Annotated in this window: 19 protein-coding genes; 10 read left to right on the top strand and 9 right to left on the bottom strand. The window is 57.9% G+C overall.

What is annotated here, in order from left to right:
• Positions 1 to 9 precede the first annotated feature (9 nt).
• Complete coding sequence (locus QE408_RS19155) at positions 10 to 504, bottom strand: hypothetical protein (protein WP_306933909.1); 495 nt, start codon at positions 502 to 504, stop codon at positions 10 to 12.
• A 92-nt stretch (positions 505 to 596) separates the two neighbouring features.
• Positions 597 to 1583, bottom strand: a complete 987-nt coding sequence (locus QE408_RS19150; RefSeq protein WP_306933907.1) for a LysR family transcriptional regulator — start codon at positions 1581 to 1583, stop codon at positions 597 to 599.
• A 267-nt stretch (positions 1584 to 1850) separates the two neighbouring features.
• Here QE408_RS19150 and chvE point away from each other — a divergent pair, with 267 nt between their 5' ends.
• From chvE to araD1, 4 genes are all read left to right on the top strand, one after another.
• Positions 1851 to 2915, top strand: coding sequence for a multiple monosaccharide ABC transporter substrate-binding protein (chvE, locus tag QE408_RS19145; protein ID WP_306933905.1), 1065 nt, complete (start codon positions 1851 to 1853; stop codon positions 2913 to 2915).
• Between the two features lie 90 nt (positions 2916 to 3005).
• The gene (gene gguA, locus QE408_RS19140) at positions 3006 to 4541 is read left to right on the top strand and encodes a sugar ABC transporter ATP-binding protein GguA (protein ID WP_306933903.1); all 1536 of its coding nucleotides are present in this window, start codon (positions 3006 to 3008) and stop codon (positions 4539 to 4541) included.
• Positions 4541 to 5737: a multiple monosaccharide ABC transporter permease gene (mmsB, locus tag QE408_RS19135; protein WP_306933900.1), complete on the top strand. Its 1197-nt coding sequence runs from the start codon at positions 4541 to 4543 to the stop codon at positions 5735 to 5737. Before gguA ends, mmsB begins: the two co-directional genes overlap by 1 nt.
• A 99-nt stretch (positions 5738 to 5836) precedes the next feature.
• Positions 5837 to 6832, top strand: coding sequence for an AraD1 family protein (araD1, locus tag QE408_RS19130; protein ID WP_306933898.1), 996 nt, complete (start codon positions 5837 to 5839; stop codon positions 6830 to 6832).
• Between the two features lie 222 nt (positions 6833 to 7054).
• Here araD1 and QE408_RS19125 read toward each other — a convergent pair whose 3' ends face one another.
• Both QE408_RS19125 and bchE read right to left on the bottom strand, forming a co-directional pair.
• Entirely contained in the window at positions 7055 to 7462 is a 408-nt protein-coding gene (locus QE408_RS19125; RefSeq protein ID WP_306933896.1) for a VOC family protein, read from the bottom strand.
• A 121-nt stretch (positions 7463 to 7583) separates the two neighbouring features.
• Positions 7584 to 9125 carry a magnesium-protoporphyrin IX monomethyl ester anaerobic oxidative cyclase gene (gene bchE / locus QE408_RS19120; RefSeq protein ID WP_306934876.1) on the bottom strand — a complete coding sequence of 514 codons (1542 nt, stop codon included), beginning with the start codon at positions 9123 to 9125 and terminating at the stop codon, positions 7584 to 7586.
• A 376-nt stretch (positions 9126 to 9501) separates the two neighbouring features.
• On the opposite strand from bchE, the gene QE408_RS19115 reads away from it, so the two are divergent.
• On the top strand, positions 9502 to 10941 hold the full coding sequence (locus tag QE408_RS19115; RefSeq protein WP_306933895.1) for a PAS domain-containing protein: 1440 nt from the start codon (positions 9502 to 9504) through the stop codon (positions 10939 to 10941).
• 393 nt (positions 10942 to 11334) lie between these two features.
• On the opposite strand, the gene QE408_RS19110 is transcribed toward QE408_RS19115, so the two are convergent.
• A complete protein-coding gene (locus QE408_RS19110; protein ID WP_306933893.1) occupies positions 11335 to 11928 on the bottom strand; it encodes a class I SAM-dependent methyltransferase in 594 nt (197 codons plus the stop codon).
• 233 nt (positions 11929 to 12161) lie between these two features.
• On the opposite strand from QE408_RS19110, the gene QE408_RS19105 reads away from it, so the two are divergent.
• A complete protein-coding gene (locus QE408_RS19105) occupies positions 12162 to 13043 on the top strand; it encodes an MBL fold metallo-hydrolase (protein WP_306934874.1) in 882 nt (293 codons plus the stop codon).
• A 173-nt stretch (positions 13044 to 13216) separates the two neighbouring features.
• On the opposite strand, the gene QE408_RS19100 is transcribed toward QE408_RS19105, so the two are convergent.
• The 3 genes from QE408_RS19100 to QE408_RS19090 are packed head-to-tail and all read right to left on the bottom strand — an operon-like array spanning position 13217 to position 16420.
• Entirely contained in the window at positions 13217 to 14038 is an 822-nt protein-coding gene (locus QE408_RS19100; protein ID WP_306933891.1) for a transglutaminase family protein, read from the bottom strand.
• 27 nt (positions 14039 to 14065) lie between these two features.
• Positions 14066 to 15007 carry an alpha-E domain-containing protein gene (locus tag QE408_RS19095; protein WP_062426289.1) on the bottom strand — a complete coding sequence of 314 codons (942 nt, stop codon included), beginning with the start codon at positions 15005 to 15007 and terminating at the stop codon, positions 14066 to 14068.
• Positions 15008 to 15010: 3 nt separating this feature from the next.
• Positions 15011 to 16420, bottom strand: coding sequence for a circularly permuted type 2 ATP-grasp protein (locus tag QE408_RS19090; protein WP_306933888.1), 1410 nt, complete (start codon positions 16418 to 16420; stop codon positions 15011 to 15013).
• A 436-nt stretch (positions 16421 to 16856) separates the two neighbouring features.
• Here QE408_RS19090 and QE408_RS19085 point away from each other — a divergent pair, with 436 nt between their 5' ends.
• The 3 genes from QE408_RS19085 (at position 16857) to QE408_RS19075 (ending at position 19101) form a co-directional block, all read left to right on the top strand.
• On the top strand, positions 16857 to 17477 hold the full coding sequence (locus QE408_RS19085; RefSeq protein ID WP_306933886.1) for a L,D-transpeptidase: 621 nt from the start codon (positions 16857 to 16859) through the stop codon (positions 17475 to 17477).
• Between the two features lie 109 nt (positions 17478 to 17586).
• Positions 17587 to 18384, top strand: a complete 798-nt coding sequence (locus QE408_RS19080; protein WP_306933884.1) for a class II glutamine amidotransferase — start codon at positions 17587 to 17589, stop codon at positions 18382 to 18384.
• A 333-nt stretch (positions 18385 to 18717) separates the two neighbouring features.
• Complete coding sequence (locus QE408_RS19075; RefSeq protein ID WP_306933881.1) at positions 18718 to 19101, top strand: DoxX family protein; 384 nt, start codon at positions 18718 to 18720, stop codon at positions 19099 to 19101.
• 636 nt (positions 19102 to 19737) lie between these two features.
• Here QE408_RS19075 and QE408_RS19070 read toward each other — a convergent pair.
• On the bottom strand, positions 19738 to 21705 hold the full coding sequence (locus tag QE408_RS19070; RefSeq protein WP_306933880.1) for a response regulator: 1968 nt from the start codon (positions 21703 to 21705) through the stop codon (positions 19738 to 19740).
• Between the two features lie 419 nt (positions 21706 to 22124).
• Between QE408_RS19070 and QE408_RS19065 the strand changes: the two genes are divergently transcribed.
• Positions 22125 to 23660 carry a DEAD/DEAH box helicase gene (locus tag QE408_RS19065; RefSeq protein WP_306933878.1) on the top strand — a complete coding sequence of 512 codons (1536 nt, stop codon included), beginning with the start codon at positions 22125 to 22127 and terminating at the stop codon, positions 23658 to 23660.
• Positions 23661 to 23687: the final 27 nt, after the last annotated feature.

Genomic DNA, 23687 nt, shown 5'->3' with positions numbered 1-23687 from the left:
AGGCGCGATTTACGGGGTTCGTTTTTCGGTTCCGCTCATCAGCGGCAAAAGCCGGATGGCCTGGTCGATAAGAAGATTGGCGGCGGTCATGCGCAAATGGGCGTTCTCGCGACATGCGTGGGGTACGGCATCAGGGTGATTGAGCCTCGCAAAGGCGCGTCGCTTTTCACTGAGACTGTCCAGCGTGTCCTTGTTGTTGATGGCGAGTTCATCGCTGACCTCTGCCAGAGACGTCTTTTCAAGGTAGTTCGGCATCGGTGCCGGTTCGCGCTCTTCAACCTTTGGCGCCTCGTTCAGTGCTGTCGTCTCTTCCAGCAGGTCGAGATAGGCAGACAGTGGGCGATTGTCCGGTTTTGTGTCGGTTGCGCTGGAGGTGGTGATAGGACCGGGGTCGAAGATGACGCGCGGACTGAAGGACGTCTGGGTTTCCTCTTCAGGTCGCTCGTCCGCCTCGCGCTCAAGGCGCGCGACGACCGACTGGAAAACCGACTGGCCGAAAAGCATGACACTCCATTTGTCTGTGACCCATGCGAGCCGCTTCTCGCCCGTTGCTTCCTGCGCAGAGAATCACTCTAATATTGCCCGAGCCTTGAGCGTCACGCAGCCTTGCGGCTTTCCTCCAGCACCAGATCATAAAGAAGTTGCGCACTGGGTGGCAGCATTCGGTCCTTCACCGTCAAGAGGCTGAAGGGTTTGACGCTCAGTTCAAATTCGGTCGGCAGAATGCGGATGTCGCCCATCGGGGAATGCTGGCCGGAGAGAAACTCGGCCATTTCCAAAGCCAGCGGCGCGATAGCGTGGGTATTGCTGACAATGGCAAGGGTCAACACGGTCGATGGCGTGTTGATGATGTTGCGTGGCAGCGAGACCCCTTGCGCGAGGAAGGCATCCTCGATGGTGCGCCTCAGCAGCGTGCCGGGTGGCTGGAACACCCAGTCGTAATCGCAGAGATCCTCCAGCCGGGCAGGCGGTGCACTCAGCAGCGGGTGATTCTTGCCGACCAGAAGACAGGCGCGCTCGATGCCGATTTCGTGGGCGTTGAACAGTGCCGGGTCGAGATCGTCTGGAATGCGGCCAATGACGAAATCATGCCTTGCTGCCAGAAGCTCGCGCGCAAGAATATTGCTGGTTTCCACCTGCACGCTGATCTCGATGCCCGGATAGATGTCCATCGCTTTGCGAAGTGCGGGCACCACCATGCTGATGGCGGGTGCAGTGACCGAGCCGATATAGACCGAACCGCCGCTGCCGGATTTCATCTGCGCCAGCTCCCGGCTGGCTTCGCGCAGCTCCAAAAGGATCTTCTTGGCCCGCTTTGCCAGGGCTTCTCCGAACTTGGTTAACACCACACCACGCGATGCACGCTGACAGAGCGGGCTCTTCACGATGGCTTCCATCTCTGAGAGAATGCGCGAGGCCGCAGGTTGCGTCATGTTGAGGGCTGCCGCCGCCGCGCTTACCTGACCGTGTTCTTCCACCATCACAAGCATGCGTAAGTGGGTCATTTTCAGCCCGGCGCGCAACAGCGGGTTGTCTTCGGTGACGGAGGGGAACTCACTCAGATTCGTTTCATCACGTTCCATTTTCATCACCATTTGGGGCAAGAAGCTTTCAAATAAAAATTTATATCGATTTAATATACCAAAATTGATATAGGAAAAGAGAGATATTCTATTTGACAGTTATATAGATTCAGAACAGTTTGCACCACGTGCCGGGGAGGAGCGATGAAAGACGGATTATGCTCAGGGAGCCCGTTCGAGTAAGCTTGATTCTTCATCACCGCGCATGGATTTGACGGCAATCTGTAAGGATGCAGATGCCTAAATGGGTTCCAAGGGAGAGAGTTTATGAAATCCATTATTTCGTTGTTTGCTGCCTGTGCCATTGGCGCCGCAGCATTTGCGTCGCCCGTCTGGGCGCAGGACAAGGGCACGGTCGGCATCGCCATGCCAACCAAGTCCTCGGCCCGCTGGATCGACGACGGCAACAACATCGTCAAGCAGCTTCAGGACGCCGGCTACACGACGGACCTTCAGTACGCTGACGACGACATTCCGAACCAGCTTTCCCAGATCGAAAACATGGTCACGAAGGGCGTCAAGGTCCTCGTTATCGCTTCGATCGACGGCACGACTCTGTCGGACGTTCTCAAGCAGGCTGGCGAGCAGGGCATCAAGGTTATCGCCTATGACCGCCTGATCCGTAACAGCGGCGACGTCAGCTACTACGCAACCTTCGACAACTTCCAGGTTGGCGTTCTGCAGGCCACTTCGATTGTCGACAAGCTTGGCCTGAAGGACGGCAAGGGTCCGTTCAACATCGAGCTCTTCGGCGGTTCGCCGGACGACAACAACGCCTTCTTCTTCTATGACGGCGCAATGTCTGTTCTCAAGCCTTACATCGACAGCGGCAAGCTCGTCGTGAAGTCTGGCCAGATGGGCATGGACAAGGTCGGCACGCTGCGTTGGGATCCGGCAACGGCCCAGGCTCGTATGGACAACCTGCTCTCCGCTTACTACACCGACGCCAAGCTCGACGCCGTTCTGTCTCCTTACGACGGTATCTCCATCGGTATCATCTCCTCGCTCAAGGGCGTAGGGTACGGCACCAAGGACCAGCCGCTGCCGGTGGTTTCCGGTCAGGACGCTGAAGTTCCGTCCGTCAAGTCGATCCTGGCTGGCGAACAGTACTCCACCGTCTTCAAGGACACCCGCGAACTTGCCAAGGTTACCGTCAACATGGTCAACGCGCTGATGGAAGGCAAAGAGCCTGAAGTCAACGACACCAAGACCTATGAAAACGGCGTCAAGGTTGTTCCGTCCTACCTGCTGAAGCCTGTCCTCGTTACCAAGGACAATGCTGAAAAGGTTCTGGTTGGAAGCGGTTACTACAAGGCCGACCAGCTGAAGTAATTTCTTCATGATCGTGACGGGGAGCGACGTGATCGTCGCTCCCCGTTTACCTACATAAGAACGCCGGATTGTACGGCGCAGGATTGTGATATGGACAACACCATTCTCGAAATGCGCAACATCACCAAGACGTTTCCGGGCGTGAAGGCGCTTGAAAACGTGAACCTCAAGGTTCGTCAGGGTGAGATACATGCGCTCGTCGGCGAGAATGGCGCGGGAAAGTCGACCCTCATGAAGGTCCTCTCCGGCGTTTATCCCGCTGGCACATATGATGGAGAGATCCACTACGAAGGTGAGCTGCGCAATTTCCGCGCCATCAACGACAGTGAAGATATCGGCATCATCATCATTCACCAGGAGCTGGCGCTCGTGCCGCTTCTGTCGATCGCAGAAAATATTTTCCTCGGCAACGAGGTCGCGCAGAACGGCGTCATCAGCTGGCAGCAGACCTTTACGCGCACACGCGAGCTGCTGAAGAAGGTTGGCCTGAAGGAATCGCCCGAGACGCTCATCACCGATATCGGTGTCGGCAAGCAGCAGCTGGTGGAAATCGCCAAGGCGCTGTCGAAGAGCGTGAAGCTTCTGATTCTCGACGAGCCGACCGCATCGCTGAACGAAAGCGATTCCGAAGCGCTGCTCAACCTGTTGATGGAGTTCCGCACCCAAGGGCTGACCTCGATCATCATCACTCACAAGCTGAACGAAGTGCGCAAGGTGGCCGACCAGATCACCGTGCTTCGCGACGGCATGACGGTGAAGACGCTCGACTGTCACAAGGAAGAGATCAGCGAAGACGTGATCATTCGCAACATGGTGGGCCGCGATCTGGAAGACCGCTATCCGCCGCGTGACGTGCCGATCGGTGAGACCATTCTCGAGGTCAAGAACTGGAACGCCTTTCACCAGCAGCACCGCGACCGGCAGGTTCTGCACGATATCAACATCAATGTCCGCAAGGGCGAGGTCGTCGGTATTGCTGGCCTCATGGGCGCAGGCCGCACCGAATTCGCCATGAGCGTGTTTGGCAAAGCCTATGGCCATAAGATCTCCGGCGAGGTTCTGATCCACGGTAAGCCAGTGGATGTCAGCACCGTGCGCAAGGCGATCGACGCCGGTCTCGCTTACGTCACCGAAGACCGCAAGCATCTGGGTCTCGTGCTGAACGACAATATTCTGCACAACACCACGCTTGCCAATCTTGCCGGTGTATCGTCTGGTACGGTCATCGACGATATCAAGGAGATGCAGGTCGCTACGGATTTCCGCAAACGCTTGCGCATTCGTTCGTCCGGCATTTTCCAGGAAACGGTCAACCTGTCCGGCGGCAACCAGCAAAAGGTCGTGCTGTCCAAGTGGCTGTTCTCCAACCCGGACGTTCTTATTCTGGATGAACCGACGCGCGGTATCGACGTCGGTGCAAAATATGAAATTTACACCATTATCAACCAGCTTGCCGCCGACGGTAAGGGCGTTTTGATGATCTCATCGGAAATGCCTGAGCTGCTTGGCAATTGCGACCGCATCTACGTTATGAACGAAGGACGGATTGTCGCCGAATTGCCGAAGGGAGAGGCGAGCCAGGAAAGCATCATGCGCGCTATCATGCGCTCAGGGGAGAAGAACTGATGAGTTCGACCAACACATCCACCGAAGAGAACAATGTCGTCTCGGTCGGCTCGTATATCCGGTCCAATATCCGCGAATACGGCATGCTGATCGCGCTTGTCGCCATTATGCTCTTCTTCCAGTTCTACACAGGCGGCATTCTCTTCCGTCCGGTCAACCTGACCAACCTTGTGTTGCAGAACTCGTTCATCGTCATCATGGCGCTCGGCATGCTGCTCGTCATCGTGGCGGGGCATATCGACCTTTCGGTCGGCTCGATCGTTGCCTTTGTCGGCGCGATAGCCGCGATTTTGACAGTGCAATGGGGCATGAACCCGTTCCTGGCCGCGCTCATCTGCCTTGTCATCGGCGGAATCATCGGTGCAGCGCAAGGATACTGGATTGCCTATCACCGCATTCCATCCTTTATCGTGACGCTGGCGGGCATGCTGGTGTTCCGCGGCCTGACACTGTTCGTTCTGGGCGGCAAGAACATCGGTCCGTTCCCGTCTGACTTCCAGGTTATCAGCACAGGCTTCCTGCCCGATATTGGTGGCATTGCAGGCATCAACACCACCTCGCTGATCCTCACCATTCTGATTGCGGTCGTTCTCCTGGTTCTGGCCTTCCGCCGCCGTCAGGTGAATGAGAAGCACGGCATCGAGGTTGAGCCTTTCGGCTTCTTCCTGGTTCAGAACCTGCTGATCGCCGCTGCGATCCTGTTCCTCGGCTACAGCCTGTCGACCTATCGCGGCCTGCCGAACGTTCTGATCGTCATGCTGGTGCTGATCGCCATCTACAGCTTCGTCACCCGTCGCACCACGATCGGCCGTCGAATCTATGCCATGGGCGGCAACGAGAAGGCGACGAAGCTTTCGGGTATCAACACCGAACGCTTGAGCTTCCTGACCTTCGTCAACATGGGCGTTTTGGCTGGTCTTGCCGGTATGATCGTCGCAACACGTCTGAACTCGGCAACGCCGAAGGCTGGTGTGGGCTTCGAACTGGACGTGATCGCGGCCTGCTTCATCGGCGGTGCATCGGCTTCCGGCGGCGTTGGCAAGATCACCGGCGCGGTTATCGGCGCCTTCATCATGGGCGTGATGAACAATGGTATGTCGATCGTCGGCCTCGGCATCGACTTCCAGCAGATGGTCAAGGGCCTCGTGCTTCTGGCCGCCGTGTTCTTCGATGTCTACAACAAGAACAAGGGCTGACCGTCAGGTCCAGCAACAGTTTTAAACGATAGCAAGTGGCCGGTTTCCGGCCACTTCCATGAGGAGGGGGCGTTTCATGACGCCCAGGAAGGAACAATCATGCTGATTTCTCAAATCAAGGACGCCAGCGGCAAGATCATCGTTGCGGCGCGTGAAGATGGCGGGCAAGCCCGCACCGTCAACAATGCCGAGTCGGTCTATGCACTGGCGATGGAAGCTGCCAATGGCGGTAAGTCGCTCGCCGATGTGATTGCTGCCCATGGCTATGGCGACGCGGTCGATCTGGAGAAGGCCTATTCCGAAGGTCGCTTCCTGCCGCCGATCACCCATCCGGACCCCGCGCATCTGCATCTGACCGGCACGGGCCTGACGCATCTTGGCTCTGCCGCCACGCGCGACAGCATGCACAAGAAGACCAGCGAAGCCTCAGACGATACGCTGACGGACTCGATGAAGATGTTCAAGATGGGCCTGGAGAACGGCAAGCCGAAGGCTGGCGAAAAGGGCGTTCAGCCCGAATGGTTCTACAAGGGCAACGGCCATGTTTCGGCGGCACCCGGTACAGCGCTTGTTTCTCCGTCCTTCGCGCTCGATGGCGGCGAAGAGCCGGAAATGGCGGGCATCTATGTGATCTCCGACAAGGGCGAGCCCGTGCGCATCGGCTTTGCCGTTTCGAACGAGTTCTCCGACCACGTCACCGAGCGGATCAACTACCTTTACCTCGCCCATTCCAAGCTGCGCCCGGCAAGCTTCGGCCCGGAAATTCGCGTTGGCGCCCCGCCATCCGACATTCGCGGCACGTCCCGTATCCTGCGCGACGGAAAGGTGATTTTCGAAAAGCCGTTCGTGTCCGGTGAGGACAACATGTCCCACACCTTCGCAAACCTCGAATATCATCACTTCAAATACGGCCTGTTCCGCGTTCCGGGCGAAGTGCATGTGCACATGTTCGGCACGGCAACCCTGTCCTTCGCGGATGGCATCAAAACCGAAGCCGGAGATGTCTTCGAAATCGAGGCCGGCGGCTTTGGCCTGCCGCTTCGCAACCCGTTGAAGGTTGCCGAAGAAGATACGATTACGGTTCGTCAAATCTAACGGACAGGGCGGTTTCCTGTGCGGACGCCGCCAGCCGGACGTGACTGGGAGGGCTCGACGCTTAGCGTGCGAGCCTTTTTTTGTGTCGCAAGGGAAGCACCGATTGAAACGCCGTGCGTCCCTTTGGATGCACTAAAGACGCGTGTCACTCTTCAAATCTACGCATCGTGCTTTTCCAAAAATCCATTTCGATTTTCGGGGCATGCCGTAAGGCGTCTTACTTCAATTTGCCCACAGACCCACTTCCCCGATCTCGACGGAGTTGCCGGCCGGGTCGCGGACGTAAACGGAATAGGTGCCGTTGTCCCAACGGAAATAGAGGTCGATCTCTATGCCCTTGGCGACGAAGTGATCGCGCCACGCATCCACCTCTGCCTTGTTCTCAGCCCTGAAACACAAGTGCCCAGATCCTGTGGTTCCATGGCGGGGGAGCGGGTTTCCGCCTTGCGCAATCTGCGAGGTCTCTGGATTGAAGATCAGCAGCATCTGCTCGCCACATCGCAGGAAAACGAACTGGTTTTCGAACGTCTTCACAACCTCTAAACCAACGACATCCCTGTAAAAGCGCTCCGCGGCATCAAGGTCGGTGGCATAGATCACGGTTTCCAAAATGGCCTTCGGTGGCTTCATCGGGCGGCTCTCCTTTGCTGGGGTCGGCTTTGGTTGAAGGTTGGTCGGTCAAATGAACATGGGCGAACACGATTCATCGATTTGCCTTTCCGAACCAGTTCCGTTCCGTGTCCGCCCCAGACTATGCAGAGTGTGTCGCATCCTGCCTGACCTGTTTGCGGCGCGGTGCCGGCAGCGTCATCGATTCTTCCTCGGCATCCTGCGGGTTTCCCCAGAATGCCTCCAGGCTTGGCCGTTGCGCCAAAAATCGATCTTGGACTATGAACTGGACGATTTCCCGCAGCCATACACGCCTGCCCATCTTTGTGTACCAGCGCATCGAATGGCGCTGCTCCGGATCGGGATGAAACAGGAGACGTGCCAGTGCGCGCGGCCGCGCCTGGATGGCCAGTTCGATCGCCTTGACGCAGGCAAACAACACCCACGGTTTGAAGTGTGCCATTGCCAGGACCTGATGCTTATAGTCCCACTTGCGGATGTCCGACTGAATGACTTGCCTGTTCTTTGCGATACGGAAGAACGGTGTCCAGCGATGCGGCGTAACGTAAAGCGCCTGTATCTGGTCAGGATCGTAAGACAGAAGTTGGCGGAAACCACGCCACAGGTCCTTTGGACGATCCTCCTCGAAGCCAACGACCCATGTTGCCATGGACAGGATGCCGTGCTGGCGCAAAAGCTGGATCGCTTGTCGATCCGAAGACGTGCCGCCGCCTTTTCGGATTAGCGCCAATGTGGCCTCATCCGTATTTTCCATCCCGATAAGCCAGCGGATGACGCCCGCCTTCCGATAGAGATGTAAGATATCTGCATCACGCACGATGTCATCGGCACGCGTTGAGCCCACGATCAGCACGGGAACATTCTCCGCGATCATCGCTTCCAGAAATGCCTTCCATGCCTTTTTTGAGGAGGTGGGATTCTCGTCGGCAAGATTGACCAGTTCCACGCCATGGTCGCGATGGAGCCTTGCGATTTCGCGGGCGAACAGCACAGGGTCTCGGTGACGCCAGCGGGTCCAGAAGCCGCGCTGACCGCAATAGTTACACAGATGTGGGCAGCCGCGGGAAAACTGCATGACAACCGCTCTTTTCCCGCCCCAGTAGCTGTAACGGGCATGATCGATCAGTTCCCAGCCCACCCTGCAGCTATCGAGATCGGCAATGGCCTGTGCCGGGGCGGTGGCCTTCGCGCTGCCGTCCTCTTCACGAAAGGCTATGCCATTCACCGTCGAAAGAGGACGCCCCGTCTCCAGCGCGTCCATCACGCGGGTGGCCGTCAACTCCCCTTCGCCGCGGACGATCACGTCGAAGGCGGTTGTTTCGGTCAGTATCTCCCGCCAATGATAGGTCGGAAACACACCCCCGTAGATGACATGGATCGTGTCATCCTGAGCCTTGATCGCCTGCGCGATGGCAAGCGCTGTCGGATGCGCCGAGGTTGAACCTGAATGCCCGATGAGCACGGCGTCGGGGGCGTCAAGCATGACCTGCGACACGATCGCGGCAACCGACATTGGGCCGAACTCCGCATCGATGAGCGATACATCATGTCCGGCATCGATCAATGGTCCACCGATGGCGAGGAGACCGAGAGGTGGCAGGTGATCATCCGGAACCCGACTCCCGATCGCTGTATGCGGTGGGTTGACGATACAAATCTTCACGCGTGCCATTCTCCCCTGAAAGACCTCTCAATGCTGGCTGATCGAAGGATTGGCGCTTCGGCCGCAGCAAGTTGCACTATGCAGATTTTGAGGTCTCATGCGTACATGAAATCTGCGCGCTATGGCCCTGCATTTCGCTCCGGTGCTGACACCAGGAGGTTGGAGCTTGGAGCAGCAGAAGCTGCTGGCTTCCGGCATTCGTCTCCTCTGCCTGGGCGGACAAGAACCGGTCGTTGGGGGAACCGAGGTCGCTTGCAAGCGTTTCTTGAACCGTTCGGTGGCGCCGTTGACGCATCACGCCACCAGCCAATGCTCCTTTGTAACCCACATCCATTTTACACATTGCAAAAGAACAAAGGGAGTATATGGATTGCTAATGGACACTTCCGAGCACCTGCGCATCGAGCATGAAATCAGCGAGCTGGTATCTGGCGCCGATCCGTTTGCCGCGTCAATGCGGGCGACGCGGATGCCGATGGTGATTACCGATCCGCGACGCGCCGACAATCCGATCATCTTCGTGAATGATGCCTTTTCCAGGCTGACGGGCTATAGCCGCGAGGAAACGCTTGGAAAGAATTGCCGCTTTCTGCAAGGCCCGGGAACGAATGCCGATGATGTCGCCCGTCTCAAGCGGGCCATTGCGGAGCGCAACTCCATCGAACTGGATCTTCTCAACTACAAGCGGGATGGATCGATCTTCTGGAACAGGCTGCTGGTCTCGCCGGTCTTCGATGGCGATGAGTTGATGTATTTCTTCGCCTCGCAACATGACGTCACAAGAGAGCGTGCGATCAAGGCGATCGAGAATCAGGAAGACTACCAGCTCGAGCTGGAACGCCGTATTGCCGATCTGATTGCCAGTGAAGAGCGCCTGAACTTTACGCTCAAGGCAGGCGGATTGGGAACGTGGACGCTGGACGTTCCGACGCAGAAGCTGTCTTGTTCTGCTTTGTGCAAGGAAAATTTCGGGCGCAGCCCCACGGATAAGTTCGATTACGACGAGCTCAAATCTTCCGTCCATCCAGACGACTTCGACCGTTGGCAGGAGGCGGTGCTGGCGGCTCTTTCATCCGACGGCAATCTTCAGGTCGAATACCGCGTCAACCGGCCGGATGGGACCTTGAGCTGGGTGGAGGTTCGCGCAGAAACGAAGTTCGACGCTGCTGGTCAGCCGGTGCTGATGAACGGGATTTCGATGGATATCACCGAGCGCAAGGCGATCGAGACGGAGAAAGCCGTGATTGCCCAGGAGATGGGGCACCGGATCAAGAACATGATGGCGACCGTTCAGTCGATCGTCAATCAGTCGATGCGCGGCGATATTGACGTCACGACCATGCGCAACAACATTACCAACCGTCTCGATGCGCTTGGGCGCTCTCACGATGTGCTGCGGGGCAGGGACTTCCTGTCGGCCAATATCAGGGCTGTCATTGAGCGCGCCATTGAGCCTTTCGATGCGGGCAAGCGTTTCGTCGTCTCCGGCCCCGACTTTCTCCTCTCTCATCAGGGCGCCAATACGCTGGCGCTATCCGTGCATGAGCTTGCGACGAACGCAGCCAAATATGGTGCGTTATCGGCGAGCGGTGGTGAGGTGCGTATCGAGTGGCGGATCGAAGGCGACGACTTTCACTTCAGCTGGGCGGAAAGCGGTGGACCGCTCGTCGTGGCACCCAAGAAATCAGGCTTCGGCACCCGTCTGATCAGGATGCTGGGTCTTGGCCTAAACGGCAAGGCCTCGATCGACTATCACGAGACCGGCGTCGTCTTTACCGCATCGACCAGCCTCGCATCTTTGTCCCAGAGCGGCTGACGTCGGTTGCGGAGGTTGCCGTGCTGTCCTAAGTCCGGCATTCGAAAACGCCGATGGGTTCTTGCCCAGTACCTCGGTTCAATTGCGGGTTTTTGAAAGCCAATCGCCTTCGCGGCGCTCATCTTCGGACGCACAGTCTTCAGGCAACTCTGCCTCGTCAAGTTGCTGGAGCAAATGGGAAAAAAGCTCGTCCGTCTGCACCGACGTTCTGGATGCTGCGCGGGACGCCTGCTTTATCGCGTCGTGGCTTAAAAACCTAGCCAAGCGGTATTCTTGTCCTGTCACGAGTCTGTCCCTGTTTTCCCCACTCCGATAACAGTCCTACGTGGATTAGGTTCCGCGGGTATCTGGCATCCATCATGAAAAACAGGGACGCGCCCAATAAAGGGTCTCTTATGGTTTCAAAGCCGTTACATGCAGCCAGTCGGTTGGCTTGTTGTCGTAGCCGCCGCCCTCGGCTTCGTCGATGGTGACGGACGTCCAAGGGAGCCGCTGGTAGACGCCCAAAAGCCAATCCGAAGACGGGTAATTGTAGAAGCGGTCCATGTCGTCGCGGCCTTCGGCTTTTCCTGCTTTGTAGCTGGCATAGAAGACGCCCTTATCTCTCATGGCGGCATGGATGCGGGCGATGATCGAAGGCAGGGTCGCGCGTGGTACATGGAGAAGACAGGCGTTGGCCCAGATGCCGTCATAGGCGCTTTGCGCGTTGATGTCTTCGAACAGCAAGGTGCTGGTCGCGACGCCCAGACGTTCGGCGGCCGCGCGCGCCATCTCAGGCGTGCCGTCGGTCGGGTGAACATCGAAGCCGCGTGCGAGCATGGCTTCGCTATCCTGGCCCGCCCCGCAGCCGAGTTCAAGAATGCGGCCGCCCGGCGGAAGCGCGGCAAGAAAGGCCTCAAGGCGAGGAGATGCCTCTTGGCCTCGTGTCGTGTAGGCGGCCACTTCTCGGGCGTAGAAATCGATCGTCTCGTCATCGCGGGCGGTCATGGATGTCCTCTTTGCGTAGGCGCACGTCATTAAGACGAAAACCGCTTAGCAGTTTTGGGTGATCGTCTCCACTTCCGTTATTGGGCTAAAATGTGCCGAGGCTCGATGCAAGGAAGCTCGGTTGTAACCCTGGAAAACCACAAATGTCTTGGAGCTTGACGCCATCGGAGCATCCCAACCATGATTGGGGAAGCCGCTGACCGTCTGGTGTCTGCGCAATGAAAGAGTGGATGATGACAAGTGATGTGAGCCTTGCCTCCTATCCGGGTCTGGATGATCGTATCGTGATTATACGGGCGGGTGATGAGGTCGACGCTGTGTTCGTCGGCACCGAGCGTTTCAATGTGCTGGTCGATACTCTGGGGACGCCGAGCCTGTGTCGGCGTGCATTGGATCTGCTTGCCGATCGAATGCGGGATCGACCCCTGATCGTTGTGAACTCGCACATGGACTGGGACCATTTCTGGGGAAATAGTGCCGTCAGCGGGGCGCCGATCGTCGCGTATCAATCTGCCATCGAGCGTTTGCGCGATCCCGCGGCTCTTCAGACACTGGAGCAGAAGAGAAAAACCGAGCACCGCTTTAACGAAGTGGAGCTCGTTTCACCCACATTGACCTTCAGTGGCGGCAGTATGACGCTGCATGGCGGCGATCTCAGTCTGCACCTTCTGCACACGCCCGGACACACGCCAGACCATCTCGCCGTCTGGATACCGGAACTTGAAACGTGCCTTGCGGTGGACGCGGTCGAGCATCCCATTCCGGAAGTCTGGAGCAGCGCGCCTGAAGATCTGCGCAGCCTCCGTTCCTCATTGAACCTCATCCGCAGCCTGAAGCCGAAACAACTTGTTCTGGCGCATGGTCAGACGAGTGATCCCGCCGTCCTGGACCGCAACATCGCCTATTTTGAGACCATTCAGAAAGCGGTGGGTCTCCTTCCTGTCTCGTCCTTGCCAAGTGAGGGATTGCATGAATATGACGGGATGCGGCTCGACGAGTTTGTTGATCTTCCTTCGGACATTTCTTCCGAGGCGCAGGAATTTTACAGACGCTGTCACCGCTCCAATCTTGAAGCAGCTGTCGCCACGCATATTGCAGCGACAGCCTTCAGCTAAGACCTGGTGACGTTATCCGCAGCTGAGTTCTTTGAGGTTCCATCGGGGAAAGGTCACCCGCAGTGCAAGTCCTTAAAGCGTGTCGCGATCTTTCAGATTCGCTCATACGCTTTAGGTCTTTGTTATCGCATGTCGTTATCGCAAAACCGCTGCACAGTTTTGCGCGATATGCTTCAGCTCTGCGACTGACTTTGGCTCTGGGATTCGTGCACGGTGACGGAGACGCTCAGGCTTTCGCCGGAAACGCCGACGCGCATGCCTGACACCGGCGCACAGTCGCGGTAGGATAGGCCCGTGGCGATGCGGACATAGCGCTCATCCGGGCATATCTTGTTGGCTGCGTCGAAGCCGACCCAGCCGAGACCGGGAAGATGCGCTTCACCCCAGGCGTGGGTTGCCACCTGTTCTTCGACGCCTTCCATCATCAGATAGCCGGAGACGTAGCGGGCAGGATGGCCGAGCAGGCGGGAGGCGGCAATGAAGATATGGGCATGGTCCTGGCAGACACCCTTGCCCGCTTCCAGCGCCTGTTCAGCCGTTGTTTCAGTGCCGGTGCTGCCGGTCTGATATTCGACCTCCAGGTGGATCAAGGCCATCAGTTCGTGAAGGCGTTCCAGTTCGGTGCTGCCTGAACTCTGTCGGGCCATCTCGCGTATCAGCTTGCCGGGCTTGGTCAGCGGCGTATCGCGCATGAAAAGCCAGAGCGGCGCGTTGCCGATATGCGCGCCGAAAACGCCTGCCTTGTCCTTCGTTTCCACTTCACCGCTTGCGGTAACCTTGACGGCGCGGCTGGGACCTTCGCTCTCCACAAGCTCGACACGATTGCCGAAATGATCGTCATAGCTCACTTCGACGGTCGCGCCATCGACGGTGACGTCCCAGTTCAGCACGGTCTGCATCGGGCCGCTGATCGGCGTCAGGCGCAGGCGCTGAAGGGAATATGGCACCGGCTCTTCGTAAAGATATTCGGTCGTGTGATTGATCTTCAGACGCATTCGCCCCGTATCCCCGTCTTGTACCGCTTACTGATAGAAGCGGTAACCTTCCGTGATTTCCTGACCCAACTGACCGTTCCTGTTGATGAAGGCTTCCAGGAACTCGTGCAGGCCCCGATCCATCACGCGGTCGATGGTGGTTTCCTTCAATGTCGATAAGATGGCGTCCGACGTTTCGTGCGCCTTGTGCCGTTCACCATAATCCTTGGCGAGATAGCCGAGGTTGCTGACGATCTTCTCATAGCAATAGGCGAGCGACCGCGGCATGCGGGCGTTGAGAATGAGGAAGTCGGCAATGTTGGCTGGCTTATATTCCGCATCATAAACCCAGCCATAGGAGCGGTGGGCCGAGACGGAACGCAGGATCGATTCCCATTGTGCATTGTCCAGAGACGAGCCGACCTGTGCTGCCGCCGGCAGAAGCACGTAATATTTGACATCGAGAATGCGCGCTGTGTTGTCCGCCCGCTCGATGAAAGTGCCGATGCGCGAGAAATTGTAGAGATCGTTGCGCAGCATCGAACCGTGGAAGGCGCCGCGCACCAGACCCGCCCGATGCTTGATGACATCGATGACATGCGGCATTTCCGCCGGTTTCAGGCGGCGTCCGAGCAGGCTCTTCAACTCGATCCAGAACTCGTTGGTCGCTTCCCAGGTCTCGCGCGTCAGTGCGGTGCGCACCATGCGGGCGTTGTTGCGGCCGGAGTCGATGCAGGACATCACGCTCGACGGGTTGCTCTTGTCGCGCAGGAGATAGTCGATCGCATCTGCGGACGTGACCTTTTCGTTGTCTTTGAGAAAGGCTTCGCGAACGCCTGCACTTTGCAGCACGCCGTCCCAATCTTCATCCGCGCTGCCGCTCCGCGTCAGCGAGACACGCAGGCCCGCATCGACGAGGCGCGCAATATTTTCGGCGCGCTCGATATAGCGGAACATCCAGTAGAGCCCGTTTGCAGTTCTTCCCAGCATGGCTCAGTCCTCCAGTACCCAGGTGTCTTTGGTGCCGCCACCCTGGCTGGAATTGACGACGAGCGAACCCTGCTTGAGGGCCACGCGGGTCAAGCCGCCTGGAATGATTTTGACCTTGTCGGACACCAGCACATAGGGACGAAGATCGACATGGCGCGGCGCGATGCCGTTCTTCACCATGATCGGGACGGTGGAGAGAGAGAGCGTCGGCTGGGCGATATAATTGTTCGGTCGCGCCCGCAGCTTATCGGCAAACAAAGCGCGCTCCTTCTTGCTGGCGGTCGGGCCAACCAGCATGCCATAACCGCCGGAGCCGTGTACTTCCTTGACGACGAGATCGGCCAGATTGTCGAGGACGTATTTCAGGCTATCCGGCTCCGAACAGCGCCAGGTCGGCACGTTTTCCAGAAGCGGTTTGCGGCCCGTGTAGAACTCGACGATTTCCGGCATATAGGAGTAGATCGCCTTGTCATCGGAAATGCCGGTGCCCGGTGCATTGGCAATGGTGATGTTGCCAGCGCGATAGACGTCCATGATCCCGGGAATGCCGAGTGCCGAATCCGGACGGAAGGTGAGGGGATCGAGGAAGTCGTCATCGACGCGGCGGTAGAGCACGTCGATGGCCTCATATCCCTGCGTCGTGCGCATCTTCACCTTGCCGTCCATGACGCGCAGGTCGGAGCCTTCCACCAGCTCCACGCCCATCATATCGGCCAGGAAGGAATGCTCATAATAGGCGGAGTTGTGGATGCCGGGCGTCAACACGGCAACGCGCGGCTTGCCCTTGCAGCCTGGGGGTGCAAGGGAAGCCAGCGACTGGCGCAATTGATAGGGGTAGTCCTCGACGCGTTGCACCCGGTTCTCATGGAAGAGCTCGGGGAACATCTGCATCATGGTTTCGCGGTTTTCCAGCATATAGCTGACGCCCGACGGCGTTCTGGCATTGTCTTCCAGCACGTAGAACTGGTCTTCGCCGGTGCGCACGATATCGGTGCCGACGATGTGGGTATAGACGCCTCCCGGTGGGCGGAAGCCGATCATCTGCGGCAGGAAGGCTTCGTTCTTCTCGATCAGCTCGCGGGGAATGCGCCCTGCCTTGATGATTTCCTGCTTGTGGTAGATGTCGTCCAGAAAGGCGTTGAGGGCGATAACGCGCTGTTCGATGCCCTGGGCGAGCTTGCGCCATTCCTTGCCGGAAATGATGCGCGGAATGATGTCGAAGGGGATGAGCTTTTCGGCGCTGTCTGCGTGGCCGTAGACGGCAAAGGTGATGCCGGTTCTGCGGAAGATGTTTTCCGCGTCCTTGGATTTCTGGATCAGGTGCGACCTGTCCTGTCGGCTATACCAGTCGTTGTAGTTTGCGTATGGGCTTCGCGGCGTTGAGTCCGCATTTATCATTTCATCAAATGCCAACTTTCAGATCCCCTTTTTGTACATTTGAATACAAGGTTGGAAGCAATGCAAGCCGGATGAGCGGTTGACGATCCAGATTTTTTGGCTGGTCGCCGTTCCGCAAAGCGACTGAAAATAAAGCAATCTTTCCCTCTCAGCATCAAAATGCGGCAGCGCATGGAAAGTTCATTCCGTGTTGACGGAATTGCAGAGGTTTTTACGCCTGATGTGAAAGCTTTGTGCCTATAAATTGAGCGAATTTTTATTGTGCGCCCGTCCACTAAAAGTTGGTGCCGGAGAATAAGATGCGGCGCGACCGCGATGGAATAGGAAGGAGCCGGGCAGACGGAGCTGGTGGCTACGCCGCCTTAACCTTTGGCTGCTGATATTAGATATTTATTAACTATAAAAACATACCTCTTGTTAAATCGAAAGATTCGTCAAGGCAGGGGGTAATATGTCGATTTCGCGTCGTGGTGTCCTATTCGGGTTGCCGCTTTTCCTGGCAGGCTGCGCAAGTATCAATCCGGCTGGTCAGCGGCAGAACTATGCGGCTTTGCCGAATGAGCAGTTCCCGATGGCAGCCATGCCGCTTGAAAAGATCAAGCCGGAGCTGCGCCGCCAGGAAGTGGCCTATGAAACCACTTATCCGGCCGGTACCGTGATCGTCGACACACCTGCGCGCCGCCTCTATTTCGTTCTCGGCAATGGCCGCGCCGTCCGCTACGGCGTGGGTGTCGGTCGCCAGGGCTTAGCGCTGAAGGGCAATGCCTATGTGGGCCGCAAGGCCGAATGGCCAAGCTGGACGCCGACGCCGAACATGATCCGTCGCGAGCCGGAGCGGAACCTGAAATATGCCGGCGGCATGCCGGGTGGTATCAACAACCCGCTTGGCGCGCGTGCGCTTTACCTTTATCGCAATGGCAATGACACGATGTTCCGCCTGCATGGTACCAACCAGCCGCAGTCGATCGGACACGCCATGTCGAGCGGTTGTATCCGTATGCTCAACCACGATATCATCGACCTCTACGAGCGCGTTCCGGTCGGTGCTCGCGTGGTGGTGCTGCAAGCCTGAAGCATCTCATAAACGCCCCGATCGGGCTTTAAGAGCGGCTTCGTTCAACAGGAAGCCGCCCCCGAATCCGATCGGTGCGGCGCTTTCAACCTGATACGAAGGTATGCGCATGTGCCGTTTTCTGGCCTATTCCGGTTCACCCGTCTGGCTCGACACTCTGCTGATCGAGCCGGAAAGTTCATTGATCAGCCAGTCGCTTGCCGCCAGGGAAGCCAAGACTGTGGTGAATGGCGACGGTTGCGGGATTGGCTGGTATGGCGAGCGGCCGGAGCCGGGCATTTATCGCGGCATTCTGCCTGCATGGTCGGACAAGAACCTCACTTCGCTCTGTCATCAGATCCGCGCTGGCATGTTTCTGGCGCATGTGCGCTCCGCCACCACCGGCGGCGTATCCATGTCCAATTGCCATCCCTTCGGGTTTGGCCGGCACCTCTTCATGCATAACGGCCAGATCGGCGGCTACGAGAAGGTGAAGCGCGCTATCGAGGCGCATATTTCCGACGATGTCTATTGTTCGCGCGCCGGCAATGGCGACAGCGAGGCGATGTTTCTGATCGCTGCCGGGCTCGGCCTCGATAAGGACCCGGTCGACGCGCTCTCCCGCACCATCGAGATCTGCATGGATGTGGTGCTGGATGCAGGGGTGGATCAACCCATCCGTTTCAGCGCCATCCACGCGGATGGTGATACGTTGCACGCTTTCCGCTGGTCGAGCGACGCCCGCCCACCAACGCTCTATTGGCGCAACATGGGAGAAGGCATCGCGATCGCGTCCGAACCCTTCGGCACGGGTGGCGAGATGTGGGAAATCATCCCCGCCAATACGGTAGCGACCGTCGTCAAGGGCAAGATCGAGTTCAAGCCTTTCACCCCGTTCTATCGGGATGCGGTTTTGATGACCGCCTGAGTGCGGTCCGGCCTTTAGTCCGATCCTAAAATATGTGGACAAATTTCTGGCGCCAATGGATGCTGACGGTTGAATTCTGCAAGACGAGGCGACAAAAGGATCGCTTTTTCAACTCAACGGAGAGTTGCGCCGCGGGTTGGCGGCGTCCGTTGTTTCTGGTGTCGGAAATGTGATTATCGAGCGCTCGATTTCAAGCCTATCGACGAAGCGCCACCTTGAGCAAACGCGATGACCGTATTTCCATCGCGCGCGCTCCAACCCATTGTTTTAAAGCATTTCTAGACACGAAGCTTAAGCACCGCCGCTGGAAATGCGCCAATCAGGAACGCTTGAATGTCCGTATTTGAAAAACTTTCCCGCTATCAGCCCTACGCCCTTGCGGCGCTGCGCATCATCGCCGCACTTCTCTTCATCGAACACGGCACCCAGAAGCTGTTCGGTTTTCCTCCGGCGCAGATGGAAGGCTCGCTCCCACCGCTTCTTCTCGCAGCCGCGTTGCTTGAACTTATCGGCGGCATTCTCATTCTCATCGGCCTCTTCACCCGCCCGGTCGCCTTCATTCTCTCAGGCCAGATGGCGTTCGCTTACTTCCTGGCCCATGCGCCGAAGAGCTTCTTCCCCGCCATCAATGGCGGTGATGCTGCGATCCTCTTCTGCTTCTTCTTCCTGTTCCTAGTGACCGCAGGTCCGGGCGCATTTGCAGTCGACAAGCGTTAAGGCGACCTTCTTCGCCGTCATCCTTGGCCCTCGGGTCAAGGATCCGTAAGTCGTTGAAAATGTGGATCCTCGGCTCAAGGCCGGGGCTGACGCCGGGTTGGGTCTCGCCCTTCTCGGCAACCCGCATCGAGGCGCCTCACAGGGCGCCTTCTTTCGCTAGAACTCTCGGTTCGGCGCCTAAATCGTGTCGCGATCTTTAAGGTTCGCTCCTGACGCTCTAGGTCTTTTTTCTGGCGCATATTCTCATCGCAAGACCGCAGCACAGTTTTGCTTGGACCCTGCTTTAGAGCGTTTCCTTGTTAAATAGAAACAGTTCTGTTGGTTCAAACGGGATCGACTGATTGTCCGGAGGGCGCGTGCCGTAGCCAAAGCATACGGCCAAGCCGTCCGGGCAAGCAGGTGGCCCGTTTCAACCAACCCTCCCGCAGATTTGCTGGCAAATCTGCAAGAGCTTCAATCGCCCGGCGCGCTAATCGCTTCGCACGGCGAAGCGGCGCGACGGGAGGGCCGGGCATCTTTCCGCCAGGCTCAAAGGCGATCGGCTCGACCGTACCTTTGGGTATGCCCTTCGCCAATCGCCTTTGCCCTGACGAAAACCTGCTCCGGCAGAACGTTTCTATTTAACAAGGAAACGCTCTAAAGCGCTTCCAGTGCGCCCTTCGGCAGCCACTGGCTGATCTTGGCGCGCAGCAGTTCCGGGCTGATCGGTTTTGACACGTAGTCGTCCATGCCCGACGCGAGGCATAATTCGCTGTCCAGATCCAAAGCGTGCGCCGTGACGCCAATGATCGGCACGCGGCCGAGGCGGCCGTCTTCGTCGTCTTCCATCTGGCGGATGGATTGCGCTGCCTGGTAGCCGCTCATGACCGGCATCGACACGTCCATTAAAATGAGCGACGGGTTCTCGTTGCGCCAGGCTTCCACCGCCTTCTTGCCGTTGCCGACGATGCGGAAATCGAGCCCCGTTTGTTGCAGGATCTGGCTGAAGACGATCTGGTTCACATCATTGTCTTCTGCCACCAGCACATCGATGTTGGAGCCGCCTTTGCGGGGCGGTGGCTGCAGGGCAGGCTGCAATAGCTGGTCATCCGCGACAACCGCAGTGACCGGGGGAGGCGTTATGTCCTCCAGAGCAGGGGTGGGTAGCAACGCTTCCAGCGTCTCGCGAAGTTTTCGCCTGCGCAGAGGCTTGGCTATGTAAGCTTGAGCGGGCCCGCAGGCCTCAGCTTTTGCAAGCGAAGCCAGCAGGATGACGGGTATATCTTGCATGCGGGGATGGCGGCGCAGGTAGCCGACCACGTCATCGGCACGCATATCGACCATGTCCTCATTGAGAAGGATGGCTGCGGGGCGCAGACCCAACGCGACCGCTTCCTCCAGAATTGCAAGCCCCGTCGTGCCGTCTTCGGCGGCATAGGCGTCCAGCCTCCAATCGCTGAGGTGTCTTGTCAGAATATCGCGGCTGATCGCGTTGCCATCGATCACCAATATGCTCGCGTCGGAAGGCCAGGGAGGTGTGACGGGCTGCGCCGATATCACGGAAACCGGCAGCGTCACTTTGAAGACAGATCCCTTGTTCTCTTCGCTTTCCGCTTCGATCCATCCGTCGAATAAAGAGACGATCCTGAGCGTTTCGGCGAGTCCGGACGGGGCGGGTGCATAACCCTCGTTTTGATCGAGGATAGAAGCGAGCTGCTCCGGTGACATTCCAATGCCGGTATCTTCAACGGCCAACCGAAGTAAGACACCATTTGCGGTGTTCTCGGCAACAAGCCTGATAATGATATGGCCTTTAGGAGTGAAGCGGATGGCATTGCTGACAAGGTGGGTAACGATCTGCCGGAAGCGCGCCGCATCCGCTTCGACCGTGATCTCTGCGGAAGCATCGATGTCGGTAAAGAGCGTCAGCCCCTTTTCTTCGGCATGGAATGCCAAGAGCGTTGCGATGTCCTCCACCAGGTTTGCAGGATCGAAGAGGCTCGTCTGCAAGGAGTCTGACGTCTCCGTCGATGCGTTCAGCGCCTCGTCGAGGCTTCGCAACAAGGCGTTGCCGGATTGCACGATGGTATCCGCATAGGTCTTTTGCCGGGCGTCAAGGTCGGTTCTGGCAAGCGCGTCTGCCATGCGGAGAATGCCGTTAAGCGGCGTTCTGATCTCGGAAAGGCGTTCCGCCTCGTTCTGACGATAAAGGTTTTGTCTTACGTCGGAGGTTGTTCTCATTCCGACACGATCGTCTTGAGGCGCTGCGTCAAAATCAGGCATCTTCTCGAAGACTTCGTAGAGAAAGATCTGCCCCGTTTCGTCGATGAAGCGTTCGCAGCGCAGCGTCTGCGCTTCGGCCAAGATGCCCCGGCAGGTGGCAACCTCGTCGGTGGCGAAGACGAGGCAGCGGCGTTCCTTGTCCTCCCGCTCCACATCGTCTGCCGTATTGAACATGAAGCGGCTCGATTGCCCGGTGAAGTCCTCCGGGCGTTTTCCGGCAAAACGGGCATAAGCATCGTTGACGCAGACATAGCGCAACTCGCTGTCCTTGACGCAAGCCGGCAGGTGCAGGGATAAAATTCCCTGGCAGGCCTTTTCCAACAAGCTGCCGTCAGTACTCAAGCCATGCTCCGAACCATCAATGGAATCAAATATCTTTAATCTCAGGGCAAGCTAGGAGAGCTGGCCTTGAAAAACCATGGGCGGCCAAGGCTTTTCACGCTTTTTTAACCATAAGCATCAGATTGGGAGCGTCTTGCCCGTGAAAGATTTGCTTGACTTTTTCCTGCAAAACGACCACATGCCTGTCAAGCTTTCACCTTCCACAGCCGCGTGAGCTGTAGCGTCCACTTCAAAATCATACGCACGCATGAAGGAAAAGCGCATTTGATGCAGAATACGGCGATCATTCGCCGGTGCTGAGCGCAGAAAGTCATTTCAACCACCAAGTTCCCAATTCACGCGGGGTTCTTGACGCCAAGACAACCGGACAGCATGGGCTGAACCGGCTGAAGCGTTTTGGCGCCCCGAAAGGTATTCTATTGACCAGTTTTAACGAACTCGGCCTCTCCGAAAAGCTCGTCGCCTCCGTGACCGCTCTCGGCTACACGACACCTACACCCATTCAGGCGAAGGCTATTCCGCTTCTCATGGAAGGCCGCGATGTTATCGGTCTTGCACAGACCGGCACCGGCAAGACCGCCGCATTCGGCCTGCCGATGATCGAAATGCTGATGAAGCATGCCGAACGTCCAGCCAACCGCACGACCCGCTCTCTGATCCTTGCGCCGACGCGCGAGCTGGTCAACCAGATCGGCGAGAACCTGCGCGCCTTCGTCAAGAAGACGCCGCTGCGCATCAACCAGGTTGTCGGCGGTGCGTCGATCAATAAGCAGCAGCTGCAGCTGGAAAAGGGCACCGACATTCTGGTCGCCACCCCTGGCCGCCTGCTCGACCTGATTGCCCGTAACGCGATTTCGCTTTCCAAGGTCACGCATCTCGTTCTCGACGAAGCCGACCAGATGCTGGATCTCGGCTTCATTCACGACCTGCGCAAGATTTCCAAGATGGTGCCTGCAAAGCGCCAGACGCTTCTGTTTTCGGCCACCATGCCTAAGGCGATTGCCGATCTCGCCGGTAGCTACCTGACCGATCCGGTCAAGGTGGAAGTGACACCTCCGGGCAAGGCTGCCGACAAGGTTGAGCAGTATGTTCATTTCGTTGGCGGCAAGAACGACAAGACGGACCTTCTGAAGAAGTCGCTTGCCGAAAACCCGGATGGCCGCGCCATCGTTTTCCTTCGCACCAAGCATGGCGCCGAGAAGCTTTACAAGCATCTCGAGCATGTCGGTTACAAGGTTGCCTCGATCCATGGCAACAAGAGCCAGGGCCAGCGCGAGCGTGCGCTTAAGGGCTTCAAGGATGGCGAAGTCAAGGTGCTGGTGGCGACAGACGTTGCTGCACGCGGTATCGACATTCCAGCCGTGACGCACGTCTTCAACTATGATCTGCCGGAAGTGGCGGATGCTTATGTGCACCGTATCGGCCGTACCGCCCGTGCGGGCCGCGATGGTATCGCGATTGCGTTCTGCGCGCCGGATGAAACCCGCCTGCTGCACGACATTGAAAAGCTGATGAAGATCGAGATTCCCGTCCTTTCCGGCGAGCGTCCCGAAGGTCTTGCCAGCCCGACCCGTGGCAGCGGCAACCGTGGCGGCCGAGGAAACGGCGCCGGTAATGGTGGCCGTCGCCAGGGTGGCGAGCGTGGCGAACGTGCGCATGGCGACCGTCCGGCCCGTGGTCATCGTGAAGGTGGGCATCGTGAAGGTGGACGCCGCAATGGCGATTTCCGCGGTCAGCGCGCTGGCGAGTTCGCCCCTGTCGAACGCGACAACGATCTGGAAGTCACGTCCGACTTCAAGCGCACCAAGGTCGAAGGTGCCGAAGGCGCCAAGGCCGCTGGTCCCCGCAAGCATCGTGGCGGCCAGGGCCGTCCGGCCCGCAAGGCCGGTTCTTTTGCCGCTGCCGGTCAGGGTCGTCCTGCTGGCAATGCCGGTCGCGGTCGCAAGCGCGGCTGATACCGCTTTGTAAAACTGGAAACGCCC

It is taken from the genome of Agrobacterium larrymoorei (assembly GCF_030819275.1).
GTDB classification, from domain to species: Bacteria; Pseudomonadota; Alphaproteobacteria; order Rhizobiales; family Rhizobiaceae; genus Agrobacterium; species Agrobacterium larrymoorei_B.
Note: the sequence above shows the minus strand (reverse complement) of the source record. Positions and strands in the feature narration are given on the sequence as shown.